General features: G+C 42.3%; 18 protein-coding genes and 1 tRNA gene. 11 read left to right on the forward strand and 8 right to left on the reverse strand.

Going from position 1 to position 22,225, the window contains the following annotated elements; genetic code table 11:
* The first annotated feature begins 5 nt into the window (after nucleotides 1-5).
* Entirely contained in the window at nucleotides 6-1,658 is a 1,653-nt protein-coding gene (gene pgm / locus SWOO_RS11655) for a phosphoglucomutase (alpha-D-glucose-1,6-bisphosphate-dependent) (RefSeq protein ID WP_012324899.1), read from the forward strand.
* A 76-nt stretch (nucleotides 1,659-1,734) separates the two neighbouring features.
* Here pgm and msrA read toward each other — a convergent pair whose 3' ends face one another.
* The gene (gene msrA / locus SWOO_RS11660) at nucleotides 1,735-2,214 is read right to left on the reverse strand and encodes a peptide-methionine (S)-S-oxide reductase MsrA (protein ID WP_012324900.1); all 480 of its coding nucleotides are present in this window, start codon (nucleotides 2,212-2,214) and stop codon (nucleotides 1,735-1,737) included.
* A gap of 279 nt (nucleotides 2,215-2,493) precedes the next feature.
* Here msrA and astE point away from each other — a divergent pair, with 279 nt between their 5' ends.
* From astE to SWOO_RS11700, 8 genes are all read left to right on the forward strand, one after another.
* A complete protein-coding gene (astE, locus tag SWOO_RS11665; protein ID WP_012324901.1) occupies nucleotides 2,494-3,531 on the forward strand; it encodes a succinylglutamate desuccinylase in 1,038 nt (345 codons plus the stop codon).
* Nucleotides 3,532-3,755: 224 nt separating this feature from the next.
* On the forward strand, nucleotides 3,756-4,934 hold the full coding sequence (locus SWOO_RS11670) for a thiamine pyrophosphate-dependent dehydrogenase E1 component subunit alpha (RefSeq protein ID WP_012324902.1): 1,179 nt from the start codon (nucleotides 3,756-3,758) through the stop codon (nucleotides 4,932-4,934).
* A gap of 3 nt (nucleotides 4,935-4,937) precedes the next feature.
* Complete coding sequence (locus SWOO_RS11675; RefSeq protein WP_012324903.1) at nucleotides 4,938-5,915, forward strand: alpha-ketoacid dehydrogenase subunit beta; 978 nt, start codon at nucleotides 4,938-4,940, stop codon at nucleotides 5,913-5,915.
* 10 nt (nucleotides 5,916-5,925) lie between these two features.
* Nucleotides 5,926-7,506, forward strand: coding sequence for a dihydrolipoyllysine-residue acetyltransferase (locus tag SWOO_RS11680; protein ID WP_012324904.1), 1,581 nt, complete (start codon nucleotides 5,926-5,928; stop codon nucleotides 7,504-7,506).
* Nucleotides 7,507-7,652: 146 nt separating this feature from the next.
* A complete protein-coding gene (gene nadA, locus SWOO_RS11685; protein ID WP_012324905.1) occupies nucleotides 7,653-8,720 on the forward strand; it encodes a quinolinate synthase NadA in 1,068 nt (355 codons plus the stop codon).
* Nucleotides 8,721-8,878: 158 nt separating this feature from the next.
* Nucleotides 8,879-10,873 carry a methyl-accepting chemotaxis protein gene (locus tag SWOO_RS11690; RefSeq protein WP_012324906.1) on the forward strand — a complete coding sequence of 665 codons (1,995 nt, stop codon included), beginning with the start codon at nucleotides 8,879-8,881 and terminating at the stop codon, nucleotides 10,871-10,873.
* Nucleotides 10,874-11,126: 253 nt separating this feature from the next.
* The gene (locus SWOO_RS11695; RefSeq protein WP_012324907.1) at nucleotides 11,127-11,648 is read left to right on the forward strand and encodes a hypothetical protein; all 522 of its coding nucleotides are present in this window, start codon (nucleotides 11,127-11,129) and stop codon (nucleotides 11,646-11,648) included.
* A gap of 13 nt (nucleotides 11,649-11,661) precedes the next feature.
* Nucleotides 11,662-12,507, forward strand: a complete 846-nt coding sequence (locus tag SWOO_RS11700) for a tetratricopeptide repeat protein (protein ID WP_012324908.1) — start codon at nucleotides 11,662-11,664, stop codon at nucleotides 12,505-12,507.
* Between the two features lie 350 nt (nucleotides 12,508-12,857).
* Here SWOO_RS11700 and SWOO_RS11705 read toward each other — a convergent pair whose 3' ends face one another.
* The 4 genes from SWOO_RS11705 to SWOO_RS11720 form a co-directional block, all read right to left on the reverse strand.
* Nucleotides 12,858-13,760: an alpha/beta fold hydrolase gene (locus SWOO_RS11705; RefSeq protein ID WP_012324909.1), complete on the reverse strand. Its 903-nt coding sequence runs from the start codon at nucleotides 13,758-13,760 to the stop codon at nucleotides 12,858-12,860.
* A gap of 176 nt (nucleotides 13,761-13,936) precedes the next feature.
* Nucleotides 13,937-15,421, reverse strand: coding sequence for a PhoPQ-activated protein PqaA family protein (locus tag SWOO_RS11710; RefSeq protein ID WP_012324910.1), 1,485 nt, complete (start codon nucleotides 15,419-15,421; stop codon nucleotides 13,937-13,939).
* A 173-nt stretch (nucleotides 15,422-15,594) separates the two neighbouring features.
* A complete protein-coding gene (locus SWOO_RS11715; protein WP_041417615.1) occupies nucleotides 15,595-16,797 on the reverse strand; it encodes a TonB-dependent receptor in 1,203 nt (400 codons plus the stop codon).
* Nucleotides 16,798-16,812: 15 nt separating this feature from the next.
* The gene (locus SWOO_RS11720) at nucleotides 16,813-17,937 is read right to left on the reverse strand and encodes a TonB-dependent receptor (protein ID WP_041417616.1); all 1,125 of its coding nucleotides are present in this window, start codon (nucleotides 17,935-17,937) and stop codon (nucleotides 16,813-16,815) included.
* Between the two features lie 119 nt (nucleotides 17,938-18,056).
* Here SWOO_RS11720 and SWOO_RS25955 point away from each other — a divergent pair, with 119 nt between their 5' ends.
* Nucleotides 18,057-18,182: a helix-turn-helix domain-containing protein gene (locus SWOO_RS25955; protein ID WP_195742887.1), complete on the forward strand. Its 126-nt coding sequence runs from the start codon at nucleotides 18,057-18,059 to the stop codon at nucleotides 18,180-18,182.
* Here the strand turns inward: SWOO_RS25955 and SWOO_RS11725 are convergent.
* A complete protein-coding gene (locus tag SWOO_RS11725; RefSeq protein WP_012323036.1) occupies nucleotides 18,179-19,135 on the reverse strand; it encodes an IS110-like element ISShwo3 family transposase in 957 nt (318 codons plus the stop codon). The genes SWOO_RS25955 and SWOO_RS11725 overlap by 4 nt on opposite strands.
* A gap of 237 nt (nucleotides 19,136-19,372) precedes the next feature.
* On the opposite strand from SWOO_RS11725, the gene SWOO_RS11730 reads away from it, so the two are divergent.
* On the forward strand, nucleotides 19,373-20,185 hold the full coding sequence (locus SWOO_RS11730; protein WP_041417617.1) for a LysR family transcriptional regulator: 813 nt from the start codon (nucleotides 19,373-19,375) through the stop codon (nucleotides 20,183-20,185).
* Nucleotides 20,186-20,361: 176 nt separating this feature from the next.
* Here the strand turns inward: SWOO_RS11730 and SWOO_RS11735 are convergent.
* Nucleotides 20,362-20,452, reverse strand: a tRNA-Ser gene (locus SWOO_RS11735).
* Between the two features lie 240 nt (nucleotides 20,453-20,692).
* Nucleotides 20,693-22,150, reverse strand: a complete 1,458-nt coding sequence (gene cls / locus SWOO_RS11740; protein WP_012324911.1) for a cardiolipin synthase — start codon at nucleotides 22,148-22,150, stop codon at nucleotides 20,693-20,695.
* Nucleotides 22,151-22,225: the final 75 nt, after the last annotated feature.

Raw genomic sequence — 22,225 nt, forward strand, 5'->3', positions numbered from 1 at the left:
CAGTGTTGGCCATTCATGAACGTGCAGGGCAGGTAGCTTTACAAAAGGATTTGGTGAATATTCCAAAGTTGATGAGTCACTATTATCGGTTAACGCCAGATAGCAAGATAGACACTCAAAAAGTCACTTTTGGTACATCAGGGCACAGAGGCTGCGCCTTATCGCGAAGTTTTAATGAGCAACACATTCTTGCAATCGTGCAAGCCGTTGTCGATTACCGTTCAGGTGCAGGGATCACAGGAGCCCTTTATCTAGGCATAGACACACACGCGTTATCTCAAGCTGCATTTATTACGGCGATTGAAGTACTGGTGGCTAATCATGTGCAGGTCATTGTTCATAAAGATGATGGCTTTACACCGACCCCTGTTGTCTCCCATGGGATCATTACGGCTAATAAGCACAGTGAAATACTTGCTGATGGGTTAATTATTACACCATCACACAATCCACCACAAGATGGCGGTATTAAGTATAACCCCCCTCATGGTGGTCCAGCAGAGGGTGAGATCACCCAGTGGATTGAAGATAGAGCCAATCATTATCTTGCACAGAATTTAGCAGGGGTTAATCGCCTTGATTACACCCAATCTATGCAGAGTCATTTAGTTCAAGAGGTGGATTTAATCGCACCTTATGTTGATGATCTAATTAATGTTATTGATATGGATTCCATCAAGAAAGCAAAAGTGAGATTGGGCGTTGATCCACTTGGAGGCTCAGGGATCCATTATTGGGCAGAAATCGCTAAACGCTACGACCTTGACATTACGTTAGTGAACAAGAGTATTGATCCAAGTTTTGGATTTATGCCGCTGGATAAAGATGGCAAGATCCGCATGGATTGCTCATCTCCCTACGCGATGTCTGTTTTATTAAAGCACAAAGACAATTTTGACCTATGTGTAGGTAATGATCCTGACTACGATCGCCATGGCATCGTTTGCCCAGGCTCTGGCCTAATGAATCCAAATCACTTCTTAGCGGTGGCCATTGACTATCTGGTAACCCATAGACCTCAGTGGTCTAAATCCTTAGTGATTGGTAAAACGTTAGTTTCTAGTGCCATGATAGATAAGGTGTGTGAACAACATCAACGTGTGATGAGTGAAGTTCCTGTTGGGTTTAAGTGGTTTGTTGATGGTTTAGCGCAGTCGACCTTTGCTTTTGGTGGCGAAGAGAGTGCTGGTGCGGCTTTTTTACGACGTGATGGCACCACTTGGTGTACCGATAAAGATGGCTTTATTTTAGCCTTACTGGCCGCAGAAATGTTGGCAGTCACCGGTAAAACACCTGCAGAGCGTTATGATGAGCTGGTTGAACTTCATGGTGAGAGCTTTTATACCCGCGTAGATAGCCCTGTTACAGCCGAGAAAAAAGCCAAGTTTGCCAAGATTATTGCAGAAAATGTGGATACTAAGGTATTAGGTGACACTAGGTTAGCAGGTGAAGCGATCACAAGCGTACTGACAAAGGCGCCAGGTAATCAAGCCAAAATTGGCGGCATTAAAGTTGTGACTAACAATGCTTGGTTTGCTGCTAGACCATCAGGTACAGAAGCCCTATTTAAGATATATGGCGAAAGCTTTGTTAGCCAAAAGCATCTTGATGAGGTGATTGCTCAAGCACAAGCCATGATAGAGACGATGTTAAGTTAATAACCATATCGGTTTACATATTTTATCGAGCCCCTGTATTGTTACAGGGGCTTTTTGTTGGAGAATACATAAAAGCTTAATAGGCGATATGGCAGCTAGGAAGTTCATTTTTCTCTAGATAATTCTGATGGTACTCTTCAGCTCGGTGAAAAGTGAGCAGGGGAACTATCTCTGTCACGATATGGCGGGCACCCCATTTACCACTTCGTGCTAATGATAATTTAGAAAGCTCAGCTGCAGCTTTTTGCGCTTTGTCGTGGAAGAAAATCGTACTTCGATATTGGCTACCTATGTCTCCACCTTGTCGATTTAGACTGGTGGGATTATGATTTTTCCAGAAAACATCCAAAATATCTTCAAAAGTCACCTGCAACTCATCAAATTCGACTTGAACTACCTCTGCGTGGCCAGTTTCTCCTGTTTTTACCTCTTCATAACAGTTTGTAGAGTCTTTACCGCCCATATAGCCACATGTTGCTTTGAGCACACCTGGGACTTGTTTAAAAAAATGCTCGACGCCCCAGAAACATCCTGCTCCAAATGTTGCTACTGCCATAAATACCTCTTTAATGCCTAAAGTTTAATGATGTCTAACAACTAGCCTTGGCCGTTTAGCCGTCCGGATGTCTTTATTCTGTTTTACTCATAGACAAAATGCAAACAGTAAATGGAAAAAAGGTAAATTTTTTGGAATATGCTAGCTTTGAAATGCTGATAAATGGCTGATGTGGGAGTAAAATGTTACTATGCTAAATCCGAGTTTTCATAACAAAAAAGGATCTTGCTTAAATAGCCCTTTGTTGCGGTGTTTATGTAGGACAATAAGGAGTACCTCGTGTTACAAGCACTAAAAGAGTCTAAAGACTTTTTACAACTTACACTCGCCCAACCACAACATTTCGATGAAACATTCACATTTATGCTTGGCTCTCATACTCAAGTGGAAGTATGGGATACTGGAGTTATTGTGTTTGAACCTAAGGTCGCTCGGGGGAAAGACATTGTACTCTCATGTGCTGTACACGGTAATGAAACCGCGCCTATAGAGTTATGTAACGGACTGATAAAGTCACTGCTTGAAGAGAGGTTAATTGCGGAGCAAAGGGTACTTTTTCTTTTTGGTAATCCGCCAGCCATCATCAATGGCACCCGCTTTATTGATGAAAACCTTAATCGCCTGTTTAACGGAGCTCACTCTGTGGGTGAAGGGTTAGTTAACCCTGAACGTATTAGAGCAAAGAAACTTGAGTTTTACGTTGATAAGTTTTTTAGTTCATCAAAAGATAACAGCCATAAAATTCATTACGATCTTCACACCGCTATCCGTGGTTCTAAACACGAAAAATTCGCTATCTACCCATACAGACCAGGTCGTAAGTACAGTGGTGAGCAGATCATGTTTCTTGAAGCATGCGGTATCGATACTGTGTTATTTCATCATGAGCCCACCACAACATTTAGCTACTTTTCATCCCTTAATTATCAAGCCGATGCATTTACCATTGAGTTAGGCAAAGTGCTTCCAATGGGTCAAAATGATATGACGCGCTTTATCGCGCTCAACGAGATGCTTAGCCGCTTAATCGGCAATAAGTCCTTAGAACTGCCAGATTTTAATGCTAAAACGGTGAATCTGTATCAAGTGTGTCGAGCAATTAATAAAGGCTTTGATGATTTTGAGTTTACTTTCGCCAATGATGTAGAAAATTTTACCTCATTCCCTAAGGGCTATATTTTAGCCAAAGAGGGCGGGGAGAACATCAAGGTTGAACATGAGGTTGAAGCCATCGTCTTCCCTAATGCCAAGGTACCAGTGGGCCAACGAACGGTTTTATGTTTAAAGCCTGCCTCTACTGAGAATATAGACGGTTAAGTATTTGCTTTAACGATTAAGATTAACGGTGCCTGCTGTGGGTTTGCTCTTGAATGTAAAGCTAAACATACGGGCAGGCCCACCGTTAGTTTTTGCTAAGATAGAATGAATGGTTGATAGGTAGTTTACGTTAACGTAATGTTCTGCAACGCGTATAACAAGAATTAACTCTTCTCATGGGAAGAGGACTCAATAACAAAGCACTCAGCTGATAAGAGAATAGTATGAGCAACGCAACAAGCCAGAATGAAACTGTCCATCGTGTCAGTTTTCTCGATAGGGATTCAGTAAACATTCCTATTTTAAAAATCTTGCAAGCCGATGGTACCGTGTATGAAAACGCGGTATTACCAGCTATTGATGAAGCCCTAGCACATAAGATTTACGATACTTGTGTATTTACTCGGGTATTAGATGAGCGCATGTTGGGCGCACAGCGTCAGGGCCGGATCAGCTTCTATATGACCTGTACAGGTGAAGAAGCCTCTATTATCGGCAGTGCAGCATCACTTGATAATGATGATGTTATCTTAGCGCAATATCGTGAACATGCGGCGCTGAGATACCGTGGGTTTACCACTGAGCAGTTTATGAATCAGCTGTTCAGTAATGAGAAGGATTTGGGTAAAGGCAGACAGATGCCGATCCATTACGGCTCTTCTGAGCTGAACTACCAAACTATCTCATCACCACTTGCGACCCAGATCCCCCAAGCAACTGGCGTAGGTTATAGCCTAAAGATGCAGGGAAAGCGTAATATTGCGATCTGCTACTTTGGAGAGGGTGCCGCATCTGAAGGTGATTTTCATGCTGGTCTAAATATGGCCGCAGTGCTTAAATCTCCGACTATTTTCTTTTGCCGTAATAATGGTTATGCGATCTCAACACCAACCAGTGAGCAGTTTATGGGTAACGGTATTGCAAGTCGTGGCCCTGGTTATGGTATGCACACGATACGTGTTGACGGTAATGACATGCTTGCCGTACTTGCTGCAACTCAACAGGCGAGAGCCTATGCTGTTGAAAACAATGCGCCAGTACTTATAGAAGCCATGACTTATCGACTCGGTGCACACTCATCTTCGGACGACCCTTCAGGGTATCGCTCAAAAGATGAGGAAGCTAAATGGCAACAACACGATCCAGTTAAACGTTTTAAGCTATGGATGATCAACAAAGGTTGGTTAACCGAGAAACAAGACTCTGAGTTGTTTGAAAAATACCGTAGCGAAGTGCTAGCTGAGGTGAAGGTGGCAGAGAAGCTTCCTATGTCTAGTGTTGATACCTTGATTGAAGATGTTTACGACACGCCAACGCCGCGATTAAAGCAGCAGCTAGAGACGCTGAAAACACATATTAAAAAGTACCCGAAATCATATCCAAATAGCGAAGGGAGTGTATAAGCCGTGGCCGAAATTAACATGTTACAAGCCATCAATGATGCACTCTCTATGGCGATGGAAACCGATGACAAGACGATACTCTTCGGTGAAGATGTAGGCCATTTCGGTGGCGTATTCAGAGCGACTTCTGGTTTACAAGATAAATATGGTCGTGATCGTTGTTTCAATACCCCATTAACTGAACAGGGTATCGCTGGATTTGCTAATGGTTTGGCCTCAAACGGCATGACCGCAATTGCTGAGATCCAGTTTGCTGATTATATCTTTCCAGCGATAGACCAAATTGTGAATGAAACCGCCAAATTTAGATACCGTAGTGGTAATGAGTTTAATGTCGGCGGTGTCACTTTCAGAACGCCCTATGGCGGCGGCATTGCAGGTGGGCATTACCACTCGCAATCTCCAGAAGCGTATTTTACTCAAACAGCCGGCCTTAAGGTTGTGGTTCCGCGTAATGCTTATCAAGCTAAAGGGCTGTTGCTGGCATCGATCCGTGATAAAAACCCAGTTATCTTCTTTGAGCCTAAGCGTCTGTATCGTGCCAATATTGGTGAAGTCCCTGATGGGGATTATGAGATTGAGTTAGGTAAGGCTGAAGTTGTCCGTGAAGGTAAGGATATCACCTTACTTGCTTGGGGCGCTCAGATGGAGATCATAGAAAAAGCTGCCGATATGGCTGCAAAAGAGGGGATCTCCTGTGAAATCCTTGATCTTCGTACTTTAGCACCTTGGGATGTTGAAACAGTGGCTACATCAGTCAAAAAGACAGGGCGTCTGCTGATAAACCATGAAGCACCATTAACGGGTGGCTTCGCCGGTGAAATTGCCGCAACGATTCAAGAGGAGTGTTTCCTATATCTTGAATCTCCAATCAGCCGGGTCTGTGGGTTAGATACTCCTTATCCTTTAATTCATGAAAAAGAGTATATGCCTGATGCGCTCAAGACATTTGAAGCCATTAAAGCATCGGTAACATTTTAGGAGCTTGGCGATGATTAAAGAGTTTATTCTGCCTGATATTGGAGAGGGTGTCGTCGAGTGTGAGCTTGTCGAATGGTTAGTCAGCGAAGGGGATGTTGTTGTTGAAGATCAGCCCATTGCCGATGTGATGACCGATAAGGCTTTGGTGCAAATTCCGGCACCTCATGCTGGTGTGATTAAAAAACTTCATTACGCTAAAGGTGAGATAGCAAAAGTTCATGCACCTTTATACTCTGTTGATATTTCAGGGGAACTTACATCTTCTGATATCGCTGAGACCCAAGCTTTTGAATCAAAAAGTGAGATTGATAAGCAAGAGGTTGTAACCTCAGTTGAAAATACTTCATCACTAAGCTCTGTTCAAATAGAGGAGTTTCTTTTACCTGATATTGGCGAAGGAATTGTTGAGTGTGAACTGGTCGAGTGGCTGGTGAAAGAGGGCGATCTTGTTGTTGAAGATCAACCCATTGCCGATGTAATGACAGATAAAGCTTTAGTTCAGATCCCTGCCATCAAAACAGGAAAGATTGCTAAGTTACACTACCGAAAAGGCCAACTGGCTAAAGTCCACGAGCCTCTATTTTCGGTAGAAGTGGCAGTAGAAGCTGGTGTTGAAGCAGCTGTTATCTCTGAGGCTGAAGTGGTTAACGAGCCAGTTGTTTCTCAAGAGCTAGTCGCTCAAGGAAAAGCACTTGCCAGTCCAGCTGTTAGGCGTCTAGCTCGCAGTTTAGGTATCGATATTGCCAGTGTTTCCGGTACAGGTAAAAATGGTCGTGTGTATAAAGAAGATGTTAGTCGTCATCAGTCTGGTGCGGCAGTGACAACTTCTCAAGCTCAGAGTGAAATGATATCAGCGCCTCAAGCACTTCAACATACCGCTAGTTTGCAGGATCGTGTTGAGCCTATTCGTGGTGTTCAGGCCGTTATGGCTAAGATGATGACCGAGTCAGTGACCACAATCCCACACTTTACCTATTGTGAAGAGATAGATCTCACTGAACTAGTTAAGCTTAGAGAGAGTATGAAGAAAAAATACTCAACAGATGAGCTTAAACTCACTATGATGCCATTTTTCATGAAGTCGATGTCACTGGCATTAAAGCAGTTCCCAGTGATCAACAGTCGCGTAAATGAAGATTGCACTGAGCTGACTTATCTTGCGCAGCATAATATCGGCATGGCAGTAGACTCAAAAGTGGGGCTATTGGTGCCTAATGTTAAAGGGGTACAGGATAAATCTATTTTAGAGATCGCAGCTGAGATTACGCGTCTGACAACCGCAGCCCGAAGTGGCCGTGTTAGCCCTGACGATCTAAAAGGTGGCAGTGTTTCTATCTCAAATATCGGTGCATTAGGCGGAACGGTAGCGACACCTATCATCAATAAGCCTGAGGTTGCCATCGTCGCGCTAGGTAAGCTGCAAGAGCTACCAAGGTTTAATGAAAAGGGTGAAGTGGAAGCTAGGAAGATCATGCAGGTTAGCTGGTCTGGCGATCATCGAGTGATTGATGGCGGAACCATTGCCCGTTTTTGCAATCTCTGGAAGTGCTATCTAGAGGAGCCCCAGGAGATGTTATTGGCTATGCAGTAACAGATAAAGTTAGTGATAAAAAGAGCGCTTCGGCGCTCTTTTTATATTAAAAATTGATTTTTTTCTGTCGCATCCTGAATAGAGGTTAATTTTTCGGTCATATTTACGTATAATCCCGCTAATAAGAATTTCGTCCTGGTTGTAAAATGAGTCAGTTAGCCCCAAAAGTTGAACCAATTCAATACCCTTTTCCACCAAAACCACTTCCTTTATCTGAACATGAAAAGTCAGAATACAAGGCAAAGATCAAACAACTCCTGATAGACAGAGACGCAGTTTTAGTGGCTCACTACTACACAGATCCTGAGATCCAGGCGTTAGCGGAAGAGACGGGTGGTTGTGTTTCTGATTCACTTGAAATGGCGCGATTTGGTCGTGATCATCCAGCGAAAACCTTAATTGTTGCTGGCGTTAAATTTATGGGGGAGACCTCTAAAATTTTAAGTCCAGAGAAAACAGTATTGATGCCAACACTCGAGGCGACCTGTTCATTGGACATTGGTTGCCCAATTGAAACCTTTAGCGAGTTTTGCGATGCGCACCCAGATCATACTGTTGTTGTGTACGCCAATACTTCAGCTGCTGTTAAAGCGCGTGCCGATTGGGTGGTAACCTCAAGTATTGCCCTTGAGATTGTTGAGCACTTAGACAGTGAAGATAAGAAAATTATCTGGGGCCCAGATCGTCATCTGGGTAGCTATATTGCTAAAGAGACTGGCGCTGAAATGCTAATGTGGCAGGGAGAGTGCATTGTTCATGATGAGTTTAAAGCAAATGCATTGCGAGAGCTTAAAATACAGCACCCTGATGCCGCTATTTTGGTTCACCCTGAGTCTCCAGCTAGCGTGGTTGAACTTGCAGATGCAGTGGGCTCAACAAGTCAGCTTATTAAAGCTGCTCAAACCATGGAAAATGACACCTTTATCGTGGCTACAGATAAGGGGATCTTCTATAAGATGCAGCAGGCGGCACCAGGAAAAACATTAATTGAGGCACCAACCGGTGGTAATGGGGCAACGTGTCGAAGTTGTGCTCACTGTCCTTGGATGGCGATGAATGGTTTACAAGCGATTGAAGCTTCATTAACGGCTAAAGATACCCAAGAACATGAAATTTTCGTCGATGATGAGTTGCGAAAGGGGGCTTTGATACCGCTTGATCGTATGTTGAATTTTGCCCAAACACTAAACATGAAAGTGAAGGGTAATGCCTAGTTATTGAACGTGCTTGCTGTGATTTTAAGCTGTAAAAATTGATCTAGATTAAAAAGCCCTCAAAATGAGGGCTTTTTACTATTTTATTTACTTTATTTAACGGGAATGGGCTAAACTAATAACCTTAAAAAACATGTTGGAATACAAGGACGTTACTTATGAACTTTCGTTGGGTTGGAAATTTAACAATCACTAACAAACTGCTCTTAGTTATTCTCCCCCCTATCTTAGGATGTATCGTTTTTGGTTGTGCCATTGTTTATAATCAGTACCGCCTCTCAACAGGTTTAGAGCAAGTAAAAGTGCTAAGTGAACTAGCTGTCGTCAATAGCGATCTGGTTCATGAATTGCAAAAAGAGCGGGGCATGAGCGCAGGGTTTATAGGATCGAGAGGCCAAGCTTTTGCGAATACATTGCCAGCTCAAAGAGCAGCAACAGATAAACAGTTGAACAGTTTTAAGCATTTTGTCTCTAACACCTCCCTACCTGAATCATTTTCGAGTCAACTAAGTCAATTAAATCGCGATCTCTCACAGCTTAACTCGATGCGTAAAAGTATTGATAGTTTAACCGTGTCAGTAAAAGAGGAGGTGGCTTTTTATTCCCAGCTCAATAAAGGTTTACTTGGGATAGTGGATCATACAGCAAAAGAGGGTGACAGCCAGGCTATCGCTATTCAGGCGGCTTCTTTTAGCGCTTATCTGCAGATGAAAGAGCGTGCAGGTATTGAGCGCGCGGTACTGAGCTCGACGTTTGGTAATCGTGAGTTTAAACCTGGTATGTTTTTGAAGTTTGCCACTTTAGTGTCTGAACAGCACAGCTATGAGGAGCGATTTCTTGCATTGGCCACACCAGAGGTTCAAGAGCAGTTTCGACAATTAACTCAAACGCGAGCAGTAAAGGATGTACACACCCTACGTGAGCTAGCGTTCAGTGGTAATGCCGATGAACTGAGTGCTCAAAGTGCTGAGCAGTGGTTTGCCAAATCTTCTGCTCGAATTGAGCTCGTTAGGCAGTTTGAAAAGTCACTATCTAAGTCTCTGATCTCACAAACAGATCAGCAACTGAGTGGTTCTACATCGCTTATGTATAGCATCATAGTGCTGATGCTGCTGACAGGTTCCTTAGTCCTCTATATCTCAGTCACTGTCGCTAGATACATGCATACCCGATTACATTACCTTCATGATAGCGTTACAAAAGCCCAGAAGAACTTTGATTTAAACATACGAATTGGAGGGAATACGAATGATGAACTGGGTCAGTTAGGTAACGCGTTCAATCAAATGATGAGTGATTTTGAGAAGGTGATCCACCGCGTTAGAACCAACACTGATAGCCTGCTTAAAGCTTCTGAAAAGATGGAGTCTTGCGCTAATGTGATGCAAAGAGATGTGGCTATTGGCCATAGTGAGACTGAACAAGTAGCCTCTGCAATGACAGAGATGAGCTGTACAGTACAGGAGATAGCACTTAATGCTGTCAAAGCTTCTGAAGCTTCGACAGCTGCCAATATAGAAGCCAAAGAGGGCAATATTGAAGTTGATAAAACGGCTGAAAGTATCCACGAGTTAGCTGAAGAGATTGGTGATGCTTCTAAAGCGATCAATGAGTTGGATAATGATATTCAAGGCATTGTCAGTGTTCTTGGGGTGATTAGCGGTATTGCTGAGCAGACAAATCTTCTAGCGCTTAATGCAGCCATTGAAGCTGCACGAGCGGGTGAGATGGGAAGAGGATTTGCCGTGGTCGCCGATGAAGTAAGAAGTCTTGCTCAACGTGCCCAAACCTCAACAGAGGATATTCGAGATATGACAGAGCGGCTTGAGAAAGGGGCGGCAATTGCTGTACTTGCCATGGAAAAAGGCAAGGCAAAGGCGGAGCTGAGCGTTAAGGAGTCAGAGAAAGCAGGGCAGGATCTGGATAAAATTGTAGCTGAAGTCGGTATTATCGATGCGATGAACGAGCAGATTGCCGCGGCGACTCATGAACAATCAGCAGTATCGGAAGAGGTAAATCGTAACGCTCTTAAGATAAGTGAGATTTATCAAAATACTCAAGCTATTGCCGATGAGCTCAGTGCCCTTAACGAAGGCTTGTTAGCCGATGCGAATATGATGTCTCAAGAGGTCAGTAAATTTAAAATTAGCTAAGTTATCCCGTCATAGATCTACCAACAAGCCCTGCATAAAAGCGGGGCTTTTTGTTAGCGCAGTATTACTATCCTTTGTAACTACTCCTTTACTCCTAAATTAACCAGTTTTTCTTTATTCGTTAAGCAGACTCTGGTAATAGCTGATTATTACAGCCCAAACATAAGGATATGGATTAATGTTCTAGATTTAATTATATATTTCAATATATTGATTATAAACAGTTAATGGCATTAGGGAAGCAGGAGTCATTATGGATAATTTAGATGTGGTTGCAATACTTGGAACCGGTGCAACTGGTTTCTCATTTTTAATGTTATTCATCGGATATAAACTGACATCCGATGTACAAAATAAGATTTTAGACACCAGCCTTTTAGACTTTGAGCCTGAAAAACTTAAAATTTGGGAGGAGATGGCAGGCAAGCAACTTAATAATACACGGATCTTTTTAGGGTTTACCCTGCTTTTTTTAATGGCAGGTCTCGCCATTTTAATACATCGACCTGAAGCCGAAGTTGTATTGAGCTTGACTCCGGTAGAGGCAGAACATCCTACCATTCTCTATATTCAAAATAGAAAAATCACCTTAGATGAAAATGGCAAAGGTTTAATAGTCTTAAAAGATGAGCATGCATTGAATATTGATAATTCAACCGTTTTTTCAAAGCTTTCAAAGCTTGAGGCAAAGTTATCGGCCAGCACTACATCTGAAAATGCCTTAATCCAGCAACTATCAGATAATACTAATGATTCAGGTTTCGGTGACTTTTAACCAGGAGAGCAGCATGGTCAGCTTAATCAAGCATTATGGTTACCTCGTGTTACCGATCCTTTTTTCTGTTCCATTGTTTGGGATAGCAGAAACAATGGAACTTAAGGATGTAAAAGCACTCATCGAAGAGGGAAGGAGCTTAGAAGTCGTTAATACTTTAAAAGAGAGGCTAAATGAAACATCTGAACCGAAAAAGAGAGCAGAGCTACAAGGTGCAATAGGTTGGACCTTAGTACAAGCCAAAGAGTACGAGGAAGCAAATAAGTATTTAGAAAGCTCTTTAGTCGGTGCGACTGATGGCGGCTATACACATATTAAGTTAAGAGCCAATAATAATTTGGGGATCTTACATTATCTGCAAAATGATTTTGAAGTTTCACGGAGTTATTTCAATCAAGAGATAGCCAGTAATAGTAAGACCGCAAAGATATACCTTAGGTTATTAGACATCAAAGAGAGGGAGTATTTGGGGAAGGAAGCCCTGTTATCTGGTGTTGGGAAAAGACAGAGCAAACAGTTTCAAGAGGCGATAAATGAGTATGAGGTATCATTAGAACACCAACCTAATAACCCTAAAACACTCGAGTTTAAGGGTTATGCAGAATTTAGGTTAGGGAACCTAGAGGAAGCTTATCATACGCTTGAGCAAGCAAAGCATGCCGATCCCAAACGCAAGTTTACCCATCTGAACTTGCTAAAAGTAAGCTGCGCACTTAAATCCTTACAAAAGGTACTGCAGGTGATTAATGGATCAGAGCTAGAACAGGAAGTGTTTATCGATTGGGCCGAGCGGGATCTTGAACTTCAAAGGGTTTGTGATGGAAATGAGGCCTTTACAGACTTTATTCAAGCTAAGTAGCGCTGAATATCTGATAGGCTTGTGAGTTCATTCAACGCAGAAGTAGGCAGCCAAAGCCCTTACAGGCGAGCTTTAGCAATTCAGATACTGCGTTAACGAGCTTAACCGTAGAAAAACAATGCTCTTCACTCGTTGCAAACCATAGGGTCTTGTATGTTCCTGACATACATAAGACATTTCCTCCACTGACCCATAGGGATATGGGAAATGTCTTTAAAGCGTGTGGAACGCTTAAGACCCTAGTCAGATGTGGTGAATGTCATTAATGCACGACTATATAGTCTATTTTGTTCCATACAAAATAAGACATTTCTTCCTTTCCATGGAAAGTTCCAAAAGATCTCTTCAAACTATTGTAGGCCTTTAGCAAATATCAATACTGCTCGAGCTATGTCTGTAGGGGCTTCAGGCAGTAAGGCGTGGCCAGTATTTTCTATTATCTCAACACTTAGCTGATCACCAAGTTGTACCTTTAGCAAGTCTGCAGCATCTTTGATTGGGGCGATAGTGTCCCTTTCCGCTTGCAGAATCATCATAGGCAAGCCACCAGCCTGCTGCCAGAGTTTGTCAGCGGTATGCTCCACTGCAGAGACCTGAAGCAGAGCTGTTTGCAGATACCAGCCTCGCAACCAATAGTCCGGCACCTCATTGTCTTCAGCAAAGAATGCATAGCGAATAGCCTCTTCACGGTGGGATGCAGTCAGATACGGCGTGATTGAATTACGTAACGCCTGCCTGGCCTTTGGCTCTACCTCGCGCTGACCACCTGCGGCAATTAACACAACGCCTTTTGCAATATCGGGATACTTGCTTGCTGTCGCGCGCATTACCCTATTGCCAAAAGCATGACCGATTAATAAAACCGTCTCAGCATTTCCAGTTTCTGCGATGTCGTGATGGACAATCTGTGCGACGTCATCAGCTAGTCTATACAGGCTGATCGGCTTTTCAAGCAGCTCACTACCTCCAATACCTGGCGCTTCAACGGCAAGGGTACGGTACCCCGCTTTGTTTAGGCTTAAAACCAGTTCATTAAAGTCACTTGCTTCACGCCCAAGACTTGCAACAAGCGTTATACGCGGCCCAGTACCAGATACGTGCCATGCCATACGATTGCCATTGGCCAAAATCATAGACTGGGTTTCACCTACGGGGGTTCTTGCTTCAAGCATGGCAAAGGGATACAGCAATCCTAGATAAACGACCAAGCCAATAGAGAGTACGGACACGGTTAGCAGTAATTGTTTTTTCATTATTTAACCTTTACTAGAGGTGCGTTATTAACTGGTGAACCAGAAATGACCCGAAACACTGTAACGGCTTCTGTTTTGGGATTGCTAATGGTTCGAAATATCAGGCAGGGATACAACGGGCATGGACTTTAGCCCGCAATATCATTCAGGTTTGAAATTAAACCTGGATTTATCTATTAGTTCGCTCGGTTTATCTCTACCAAAGAACTTAAGTAGCCGATACCACCTTTATCATGGAAGTCTTCAACCTCAACATAGTAAGCTAGGTTTTTACCGTCAATTTTTTCAAGCTGTGACTGAAATTTACCATTGACCATTTTCATGGCTTTAAATTCCCATTTAGCTTCGCGCCAGTCTAATGAGCGGTTAACGGAGTAGTACAAGCGGACATGCTTCAAGGTATTTGAAGATGCAACATCTGCAATCACATTGACTTTCGCCCCTTCGACTTGTGATTCAACTTCGACTGTAGGCAGTTTGCGGTCATAAAATACATGAGCTAGCCAAGTGCGCCATGAATGTAAGTGTTTCTTTGAAACCCATGAATGACGTAGGTTATCTACATATAAAAACGCTTTGTCGCCTTTAAGCTCACTCATCATACCGTTGGGTGCACCTAGTCCAAAGAACTCATCATTGGTACCCAGAGCGACAAAATAAGGTGTGTTAATCTTTTTCTTCCAGAGATAAGGGTCAAAAGCCATGGTAGCCAAGTTCCCCGCAGGTCCATTCATTTTTGCTAAGAGCTTATCAGCTGGTTGAAATGCCGGCCCGTCTCTTTCAACAGCAGGACCACCAACATCAGTGCCAAACGATTCAAACTTTCTCATAATGTCGTAAAGCACATTACCGCCGTAATAACAGGTTGCCATAACACCGGCTAAGCGATCATCACCAGCTCCTAAGGCGATTGACGAGGCAAAACCACGTTTAGAGCAGCCCATAATGACGGCCTTTTTTGCTGCTATCCCTTCAATCGACTCAAGCAAGGTAATGGCTTTTAAATAACTTGTGGCAATAGGCGCATAACCAATCCAGCTCAAATCAAATGTGTCTATCGCCATTTGTAAGCCATAACCCATCAAATTACTTTCGTCCTTATCAAAAATTAACGTGGCAGGGTTTGGAAATATCATGATCGGTGTATGCAAGTCTATCGCGGTTACTTCAGCGTATTCGGCCTCAGTATTTAATTCGGTACCCGGTATTTTTTGACGGTCAAAAAGGTGACGTAAGTGTTCAGGCACGACATTAGATTCTACAAGCTGATTTTGATGACCCCCTGCTGTACTCTCTGTTTCATGTTGACCTTTGAAAGCACGATTGGTGGCAATGATGCCGACATTCCCCTCACCTTGGTAATTAGCAGGAACATAGATAGTTGCAGGGTGCCTCCAAGTAGAGCCGTGCCATTTCTGACTGGTAAAAGAGAGCTTAATGACTCTGACCTTCTCGCCGGGACGTGACTGACTATCAACTATTTTATCTTGCTTGATCTCCACATCTAACGTGGATTGGTCCTTGATTTCATCCAAGTCAAAATAACTGGCTGGGCCAATAAAGCGGTATGAAAGATAGTCCTTTATTGCTCCACGAGATAGAAAGAGAGTGAGCGTTACGCAGATAAGGAAAACTACAATGCTAAGAAGTGCTTTTTTCATTCTATGGCTCTTTTTTTAGTTGATACGAAATAGTCGTCATGTGATTAGTTAATCTCAATAAAGTGTCTGAGTCGACTTTAACAGCGGGTTTAGTTTTGCTCACAAACCCCCTTAAATGATAGAAAAAATGGGGTACTAAGTACCCCTAACGCCCAAGTGATGAACGAAAAAACTTATTCAAAGTGGTAGCTAGCGCGAAGACCAAAGGTCCTTGGTGTTCCCATGACACATCGAATAAGTGTGCCACCATTGCTTACCGTACCAAACTGATCACCAAAAGGTTGGTTAAAGGTATTTTGGCAATAAGATTCATTAGTCACATTTTCAGCATAAAGTTGCACACTCCAATCCTCATTGCTGCCTAAAAGCCCAAGTCTGATATTGGTTAAAGCAAAAGCTTCTTGAATATCCTGAGGATTATTATTTGTCGTTGAGCCAACATTAGCATCATCTTGCCAATTTGATTCAATACGTGCATACCAACCTAAATTCGCACTTGAAAACGTATCCGCATATTCAGCAAAGGCACTCAATTGATTTTTAGGGGAACGATTATTCGGTGTTCCTGTTAAATCTTGTGGACCGGGTATACCCGGGAGGTTGGTTGCGTCTTTGTAATCAAGAAATGCTGAGTCTAAATAAGCATATGAAGCTCTCAAGGTTAATTCATCGGTGGGATAAACGTTCATTTCGAGCTCTAACCCTTGCTGCCTTAATTTACCAACATTACTGGTAATAAAGTTTAAGCCTTTAAAAGAGCGGTCTTGAAAGTTATCTATTTCGGTTCGGTACAATGTAGCATTAGTTGTCATGACCCCTTCAAATAAGGTAGATCTTGCCCCAATTTCATAATTAATTACTTCTTCTGAGTCTATTGTTCGCTCATCGGCCGTCAGTCCGCCTTGTGTCATAACAGAATTAAAGCCACCCGATTTGAAACCAGTTGAAACGGTTGCAAACATCATTAAGTCTTGGTCAAACTGGTATTTACTGTTTAATAACCAAGTCACTTGTGAGTCATCAAAGCTAAGCTGATGATCTTCTGCTCCTGCTAAAAGAGCGCCAGCGACAAGGTTTGTTGGTGCGACCAGCATATCAGCACTTTTACTATCGTCGGTGTATCGAATACCTGCAGTAATATCTAGTTTATCATTCAAGTGCCAAGTACCTTGGTAGAAAGCCGCCAAGGATTCTGTTGTTTGTGAGAAAGCTGCAGGGGTTGCATTTTCTTGCGGCATTGCTAAACAAGCAGTGATTGTCGCTTGGATAAGAGCGGGTGGCATTCCAGCAAGCGATGCGCCAACGCCAACAGGACAGAAAGCCGCACCTAAATGAAAGGTTTGATCAATGCTATAACTCTCTTTGCTAAAATACACACCGGTAATGTAGTCTTATGTTTCACCAATTGGCGAAATAAACTGTAACTCTTGGCTAAATGAACGGCTAGAATAATCTGATTGTCTGGCGGCTAAATCAAGTGGTAGCCTTGTTATATCACCTTCGAGGGTATTGTTACTCCAATCTCTATATGAAGTTATTGATTTAATAGAATAATATGTAAGCAGGTTGTTCCAATTCATTTCCAACATGGTGCCCCACTGGGAACTTTCCATATTATCGTCATGGACTTGATTAACAACCCCATCTATCCCCGATAAATCAGGCACAGCACCTAAGTAATTGAGCACTTGAAGCCTTTCTGGTGTTGCTGATTCAGGTAAAACTTCTATCGGTGACCCTGTACCGTTAAGTTTTTGATAATCAAATTTTACTAAGGCATTAAAATCATCTGACGCTTGATAAAGGAAAGATAATCTTGCTAGGCTACTGTCATTCTCACCTAACTTGTCGTTACCATCGTATAAGTTTTCTCCGAAACCGTCATCAGCGCTATAGTTTAAGTTAGCTCGCACGGCTAAATTATTGGTTAAGCTAGCATTGGCCGTAATAGCGGTATCTAGTGCGCCAAAGTTACCTACGCCCATGGAGATATCAGTATAATTTTCACCAAGCTCTGGGGATTTACTTCGTATATTCACCACACCGATCGAAGCATTACGACCGAACAATGTCCCTTGCGGGCCACGTAATACTTCAACCATTTCAATATCTGTAAATGAGCCCAGTAAAGCACCTGGTCTTGGCATATATACACCATCAATGTACGTGGCGACACTTGGCTCTAAAGCGGCGTTAGAAGAGGTGCCAACACCACGAATACCGATAGTCTGGCTAACTTGCATACTTGATTTTGATACATATAAATTAGGGGTAAACGCGCTAAGGTCAGCCACCTCTTCGATACCTGATTTAACCATGTCTTCACCACTGAAGGCGACTACAGAAATAGGCACTTCTTGAATAGATTGTGCACGTTTCGTTGCCATAACAGAAATTACTTCAATTTCTGAGTTATTGACGGTTTCATCTTCTGTTTTTTCTTGTGCGATAACTGGCGAAAAAGAAGCAGCCATAGCTAATGAGGTTACCGCAAAAATTGGTTTGATTTTATGCATTATTATTATTTTCTCCAATCAGAATGATTAATAATCATCAACATAGCCTCTTTTCATGATGACATATAATGAGTTATATTGAACTATCTATGCATAATACGAATATCTGAGAACGCCCTATGCTAACCGTAAAACAACTACAACATGTTATTGCGATTAAAAAAGCGGGTTCTATTCAGGCTGCGACGGAATTGGCCTGTATCAGCCAATCAGCGTTAACAAGAGACTATGGCGTCAATAGCTAAATTTGAGCTTTTGGCGCTTCCCACATAACACCATCTCTTAGCATCGAGTTTAACGTTACAACCATCTTCCTGATACAGGCAATTATCGCCACTTTTTTCGGTTTTCCAGCAGCGACTAATCGCTGATAAGTTTGTTTGAAAACTGGGTTAGACTGAATTGCAGACATCATAGCCATGTATAAAACTGTTCTGACTTGATGCCTTCCTCCTTGAATTTTTCTTTGGCCTTTGAAACGGCCACTTTCCTTATTCATTGGTGCAACACCAACCAGTGAACTTGCTTCTTTGTTATTGATATATCCGAGTTCAGGGAGATTACTAATAATAGAAGCTGCGGCTATTTTACCTATCCCTTTCATGCTTTGTAGAATGATGTTTTTGGCTTGATAGTCAGGGCATGACTCGATGAGTTTAATGATTTTAGCTTCAATCTTTTCTATCTGATTTTTAAAGGCTGTTAAGATAGGTTTTATTGTCATTGCTAGGTCTTTAGGCAGAATTTGAAGGCGGTTTTTCTCCATAGTTTGCATTGCCAAAATTTGGTTACGCCTTGAAACCAAATCGCTCATAGCCTGCATGATGCTGGGCTTTAAAGTAGATAGCTTAGGTTTAATTGCTTCACCATAATGAGCGATAAGTTTAGCGTCTAATTTGTCTGTTTTTGCGCGTTGACCAATCGCGCCAGCAAAACGTTTTATGTGTATAGGGTTGGCGATAACGAAGGGTAGATTGGCTTCAGCACAGGCCATGATAAATGGCATTTCTAGGCGACCTGTCGCTTCAATAACAATACGTTTTGGTGTGTATTGTTTAATGCTGTTTACCGCATCCTTAATCCCTTTCTCATCGTTTTTAACGGTGAAAAAGATATCGAGTGGCCGAATATAAATGTCGAGCTGAAACTTGCCAGTATCGACACCTACGCTAATGTTTTGATTAGTTTTTGAATTCATAATAAGCTAACTCTTGCTTGCAAATGCGGGTTCGAGACCCAGTAGACTATTCGAGTGTTTTGCTTGGAGTCCTTTGTCGCGTTCTTTCTTGTTATCGGTCTCTCAATAGAGGAGCCATCGCTCAATCGAACTACGACAAGGAAAGCTTTAGTTGCAGCTAAAGCCTGGGTCTCACATTACCCGAAACAGGGAAGTATTTGTAAATTAGGTGAGTTTATTATCCATACAAGAAGCCTAATGAATTTAGAGGACAGCTTAGGGGTTGTACTATTTGAACGGTACAAAACTGGGGTAATACCGACACCATTTTGCAACTCAATCATTGAACAGTGCCAGCAAGTTCTGTACGAATTAGATGACATTAAGCACAATGCCAATATTTATAGGGGATTAGAAGAAGGGGAGTTAAAAATAGGGGTCGGTAGAGCTAGCACAGGTCTGATTTGCCAGAATATTCTGCCAAAATTTGTTGCGGCTTACCCTAAAGTACAAGTTTCAATTATTGAAGGAACCCCTGAAGAACTTACTCTACGATTACAACAACGCGAATTCGATTTTATCATTGCGGGTTTTGGTAGTTACGCCAATGTTGAGCAGATAAAAGTTTCTCGACTAAAATCGATTTCCTTGTCAATTATTGTGAATAACGAACATCCTGTTAATAAACTACCAACTGTTACTTGGCAGGATTTGCTTCCTTACCCAATTATCGGTGCAACGAAGCTTTCTACCTCTAATCCCTTGTATAAGTTGTTTGAAAAGCTCACTAATAAAACCCCTTCACTACCATCGGTCATGTGCTCCGACTATCAAGCATTGAAAAATATAGTGTTAAGTTCGAATGCTTGGCTTATAGCGCCAACACCAATCTTTGAACGAGAAATAAAAGAGAAGCAATTAACTAGAATTGAACTATCAGTCAAAGAAATGGAAATAGATTTATCTGTCATTGAACTGAGTAAAAGGCAGCGATCCCCCATGTCTGAGAAGTTTATCAGTTTATGTGAGGGATTCTTTTGCAACGAAAACCACAATGAAGTAAACAACTAAAAGTTTTTACATAAATGGGGCGTTACCCAAGGTGCTTTTTTGGTGAGAGTGTGGTGGTTAGACTCTTTACGTTAAGGAGGGAGAGCAAAATTGATAGGCTACAAACTCATTAACCACTCTTAGCTATTGCTGAAACGAAAAAGGCCTAACATCTCTGCTAGGCCTTAATCTAAATATGGCGGTGAGTTAGGGATTCGAACCCTAGATGGGCTATAAACCCATACACACTTTCCAGGCGTGCTCCTTCAGCCACTCAGACAACTCACCAATTTTATCACTATTATTACGTGTTAGTTTCACGTTAAAACTGCTTTATCTCTATATAACATAGAGATAAGTTTGGAAATCGCTAACAAATCATTAAACTATGCTGACTGGCTTTCCCTGTTAACGGAGCCGTACTTTACGCAAAAGCCTGAAGATGGTCAAGCGATAAAACTGACATTTCAATCGTTTGCGTATTAGATAGTCAAATAGCGTTTATTTAAAACGCTTTAGCAGTGTATTTTACAAGAGGGGGCTAAACATATAGAAAAACTGCTCAATGATCCTCTTATAAACGGGTCTTTTACGCCACCTTTCATGTTCGAGCTGTGTCGAGTCATCTATATAGCTCTGTTGAAGTTGACTTAGCTTCTGAGTAAAAGCCAGATCGTCTACCGCCAAAGTGACTTCGTTATTTAGCCATAGACTGCGCATATCTAGGTTAACAGTGCCTATCAGACAGTGGTTTTGATCGATAACAACTGATTTAGTGTGTAAGAGTCCACCTTTAAAGCGGTAGATCTTAACCCCTGCACTGAGCAGTTCACCGAAGAAGGAGCGGCTGGCCCATTTAACCATGGTTGAGTCATTTCTCTCTGGAATGATGAGCTCGACAATGACGCCGCGCTGAGCTGCTGATGTTAATGCAAACATGAGATTTTCACTGGGAACAAAGTAGGGGGTCGTGATAACGATTTTTGATTTTGCCTGATAGATACTTAGTAGCAACACCTGATGAATAATCTCTGAGGGCATCCCAGGTCCCGAAGGGATCACCTGCAGCATATCAATAGGGTGATCAGCATTTAACTTGATGCACTCTGGGGCTTCTGGCAGCTGCCTGTGATTGGTTTCGACTTCCCAGTCCCAGCTATTAATCGTGTTGAGCACAGGCACGTTCGAGCCTGTAATTCGCACCATCACATCGACCCACTGTCCAACATGGGCATTTTGTTTGAAAAAGGCTGGATCGACCAAGTTCATTGAGCCTGTATAGCCTATTTGATTATCAATGATGACAATTTTACGGTGCATCCTAAGGTCTAAACGTCTGAAGAACATTCTAAGCGGGGATACAACCAGAGCCTCTGTCACCTCTATACCACTTTGTTTAAACTGTTTTGGCCAATGGCTCTTAAAGAACTGCCGACTTCCTGCTGCGTCCAGTAATAGCTTAATCTCAACGCCTCGCTTTGCCGCATCAATCAAGGCTTGTGCTACTTTGTCAGCTAAACCGCCAGGGTGCCAGATATAAAATTCGAGATTAATTGAGCTTTGAGCTCCCTCGATATCAGCGATTAACGAATGTAAGATCTGTTGTGGACTGGATTGAAGTTCCAGTTGATTATTGCCTAAAGAGGGGATCCCTAACCTTTGTTCACACAACGAACTAATGGAGTGGCCATACTCGGTTAACTCTTTAGGTCGGTATTGGCGAAATTGGTAGAGATCAGCGAACCATTTCCTGTAGGGGGCATACATCAATTTAGCTCTATTTTCTCGAGCTTTTCCCCAGTTCTGTTCCCCAATAAGTAGGTAACCTAATACGCCAAAGAAAGGCACGAAATAGATAACCATCATCCACGCCAACGATACGCCAATGCTGCGGCGTTTGATAATAACTCTAATCACCACACCAGCGGCAATTAACCAGTATGCAAATAAACCCACTAAGGTTAAAATTTGATAAAAATCTTCCATATTCTCTGCTTGAGGTTAGTATTTAAACCACGATGAAATTAAGCGTCTAGTGTGCATTGTTTTTCGATATTAATA

Source organism: Shewanella woodyi ATCC 51908, from assembly GCF_000019525.1.
GTDB classification, from domain to species: Bacteria; Pseudomonadota; Gammaproteobacteria; order Enterobacterales; family Shewanellaceae; genus Shewanella; species Shewanella woodyi.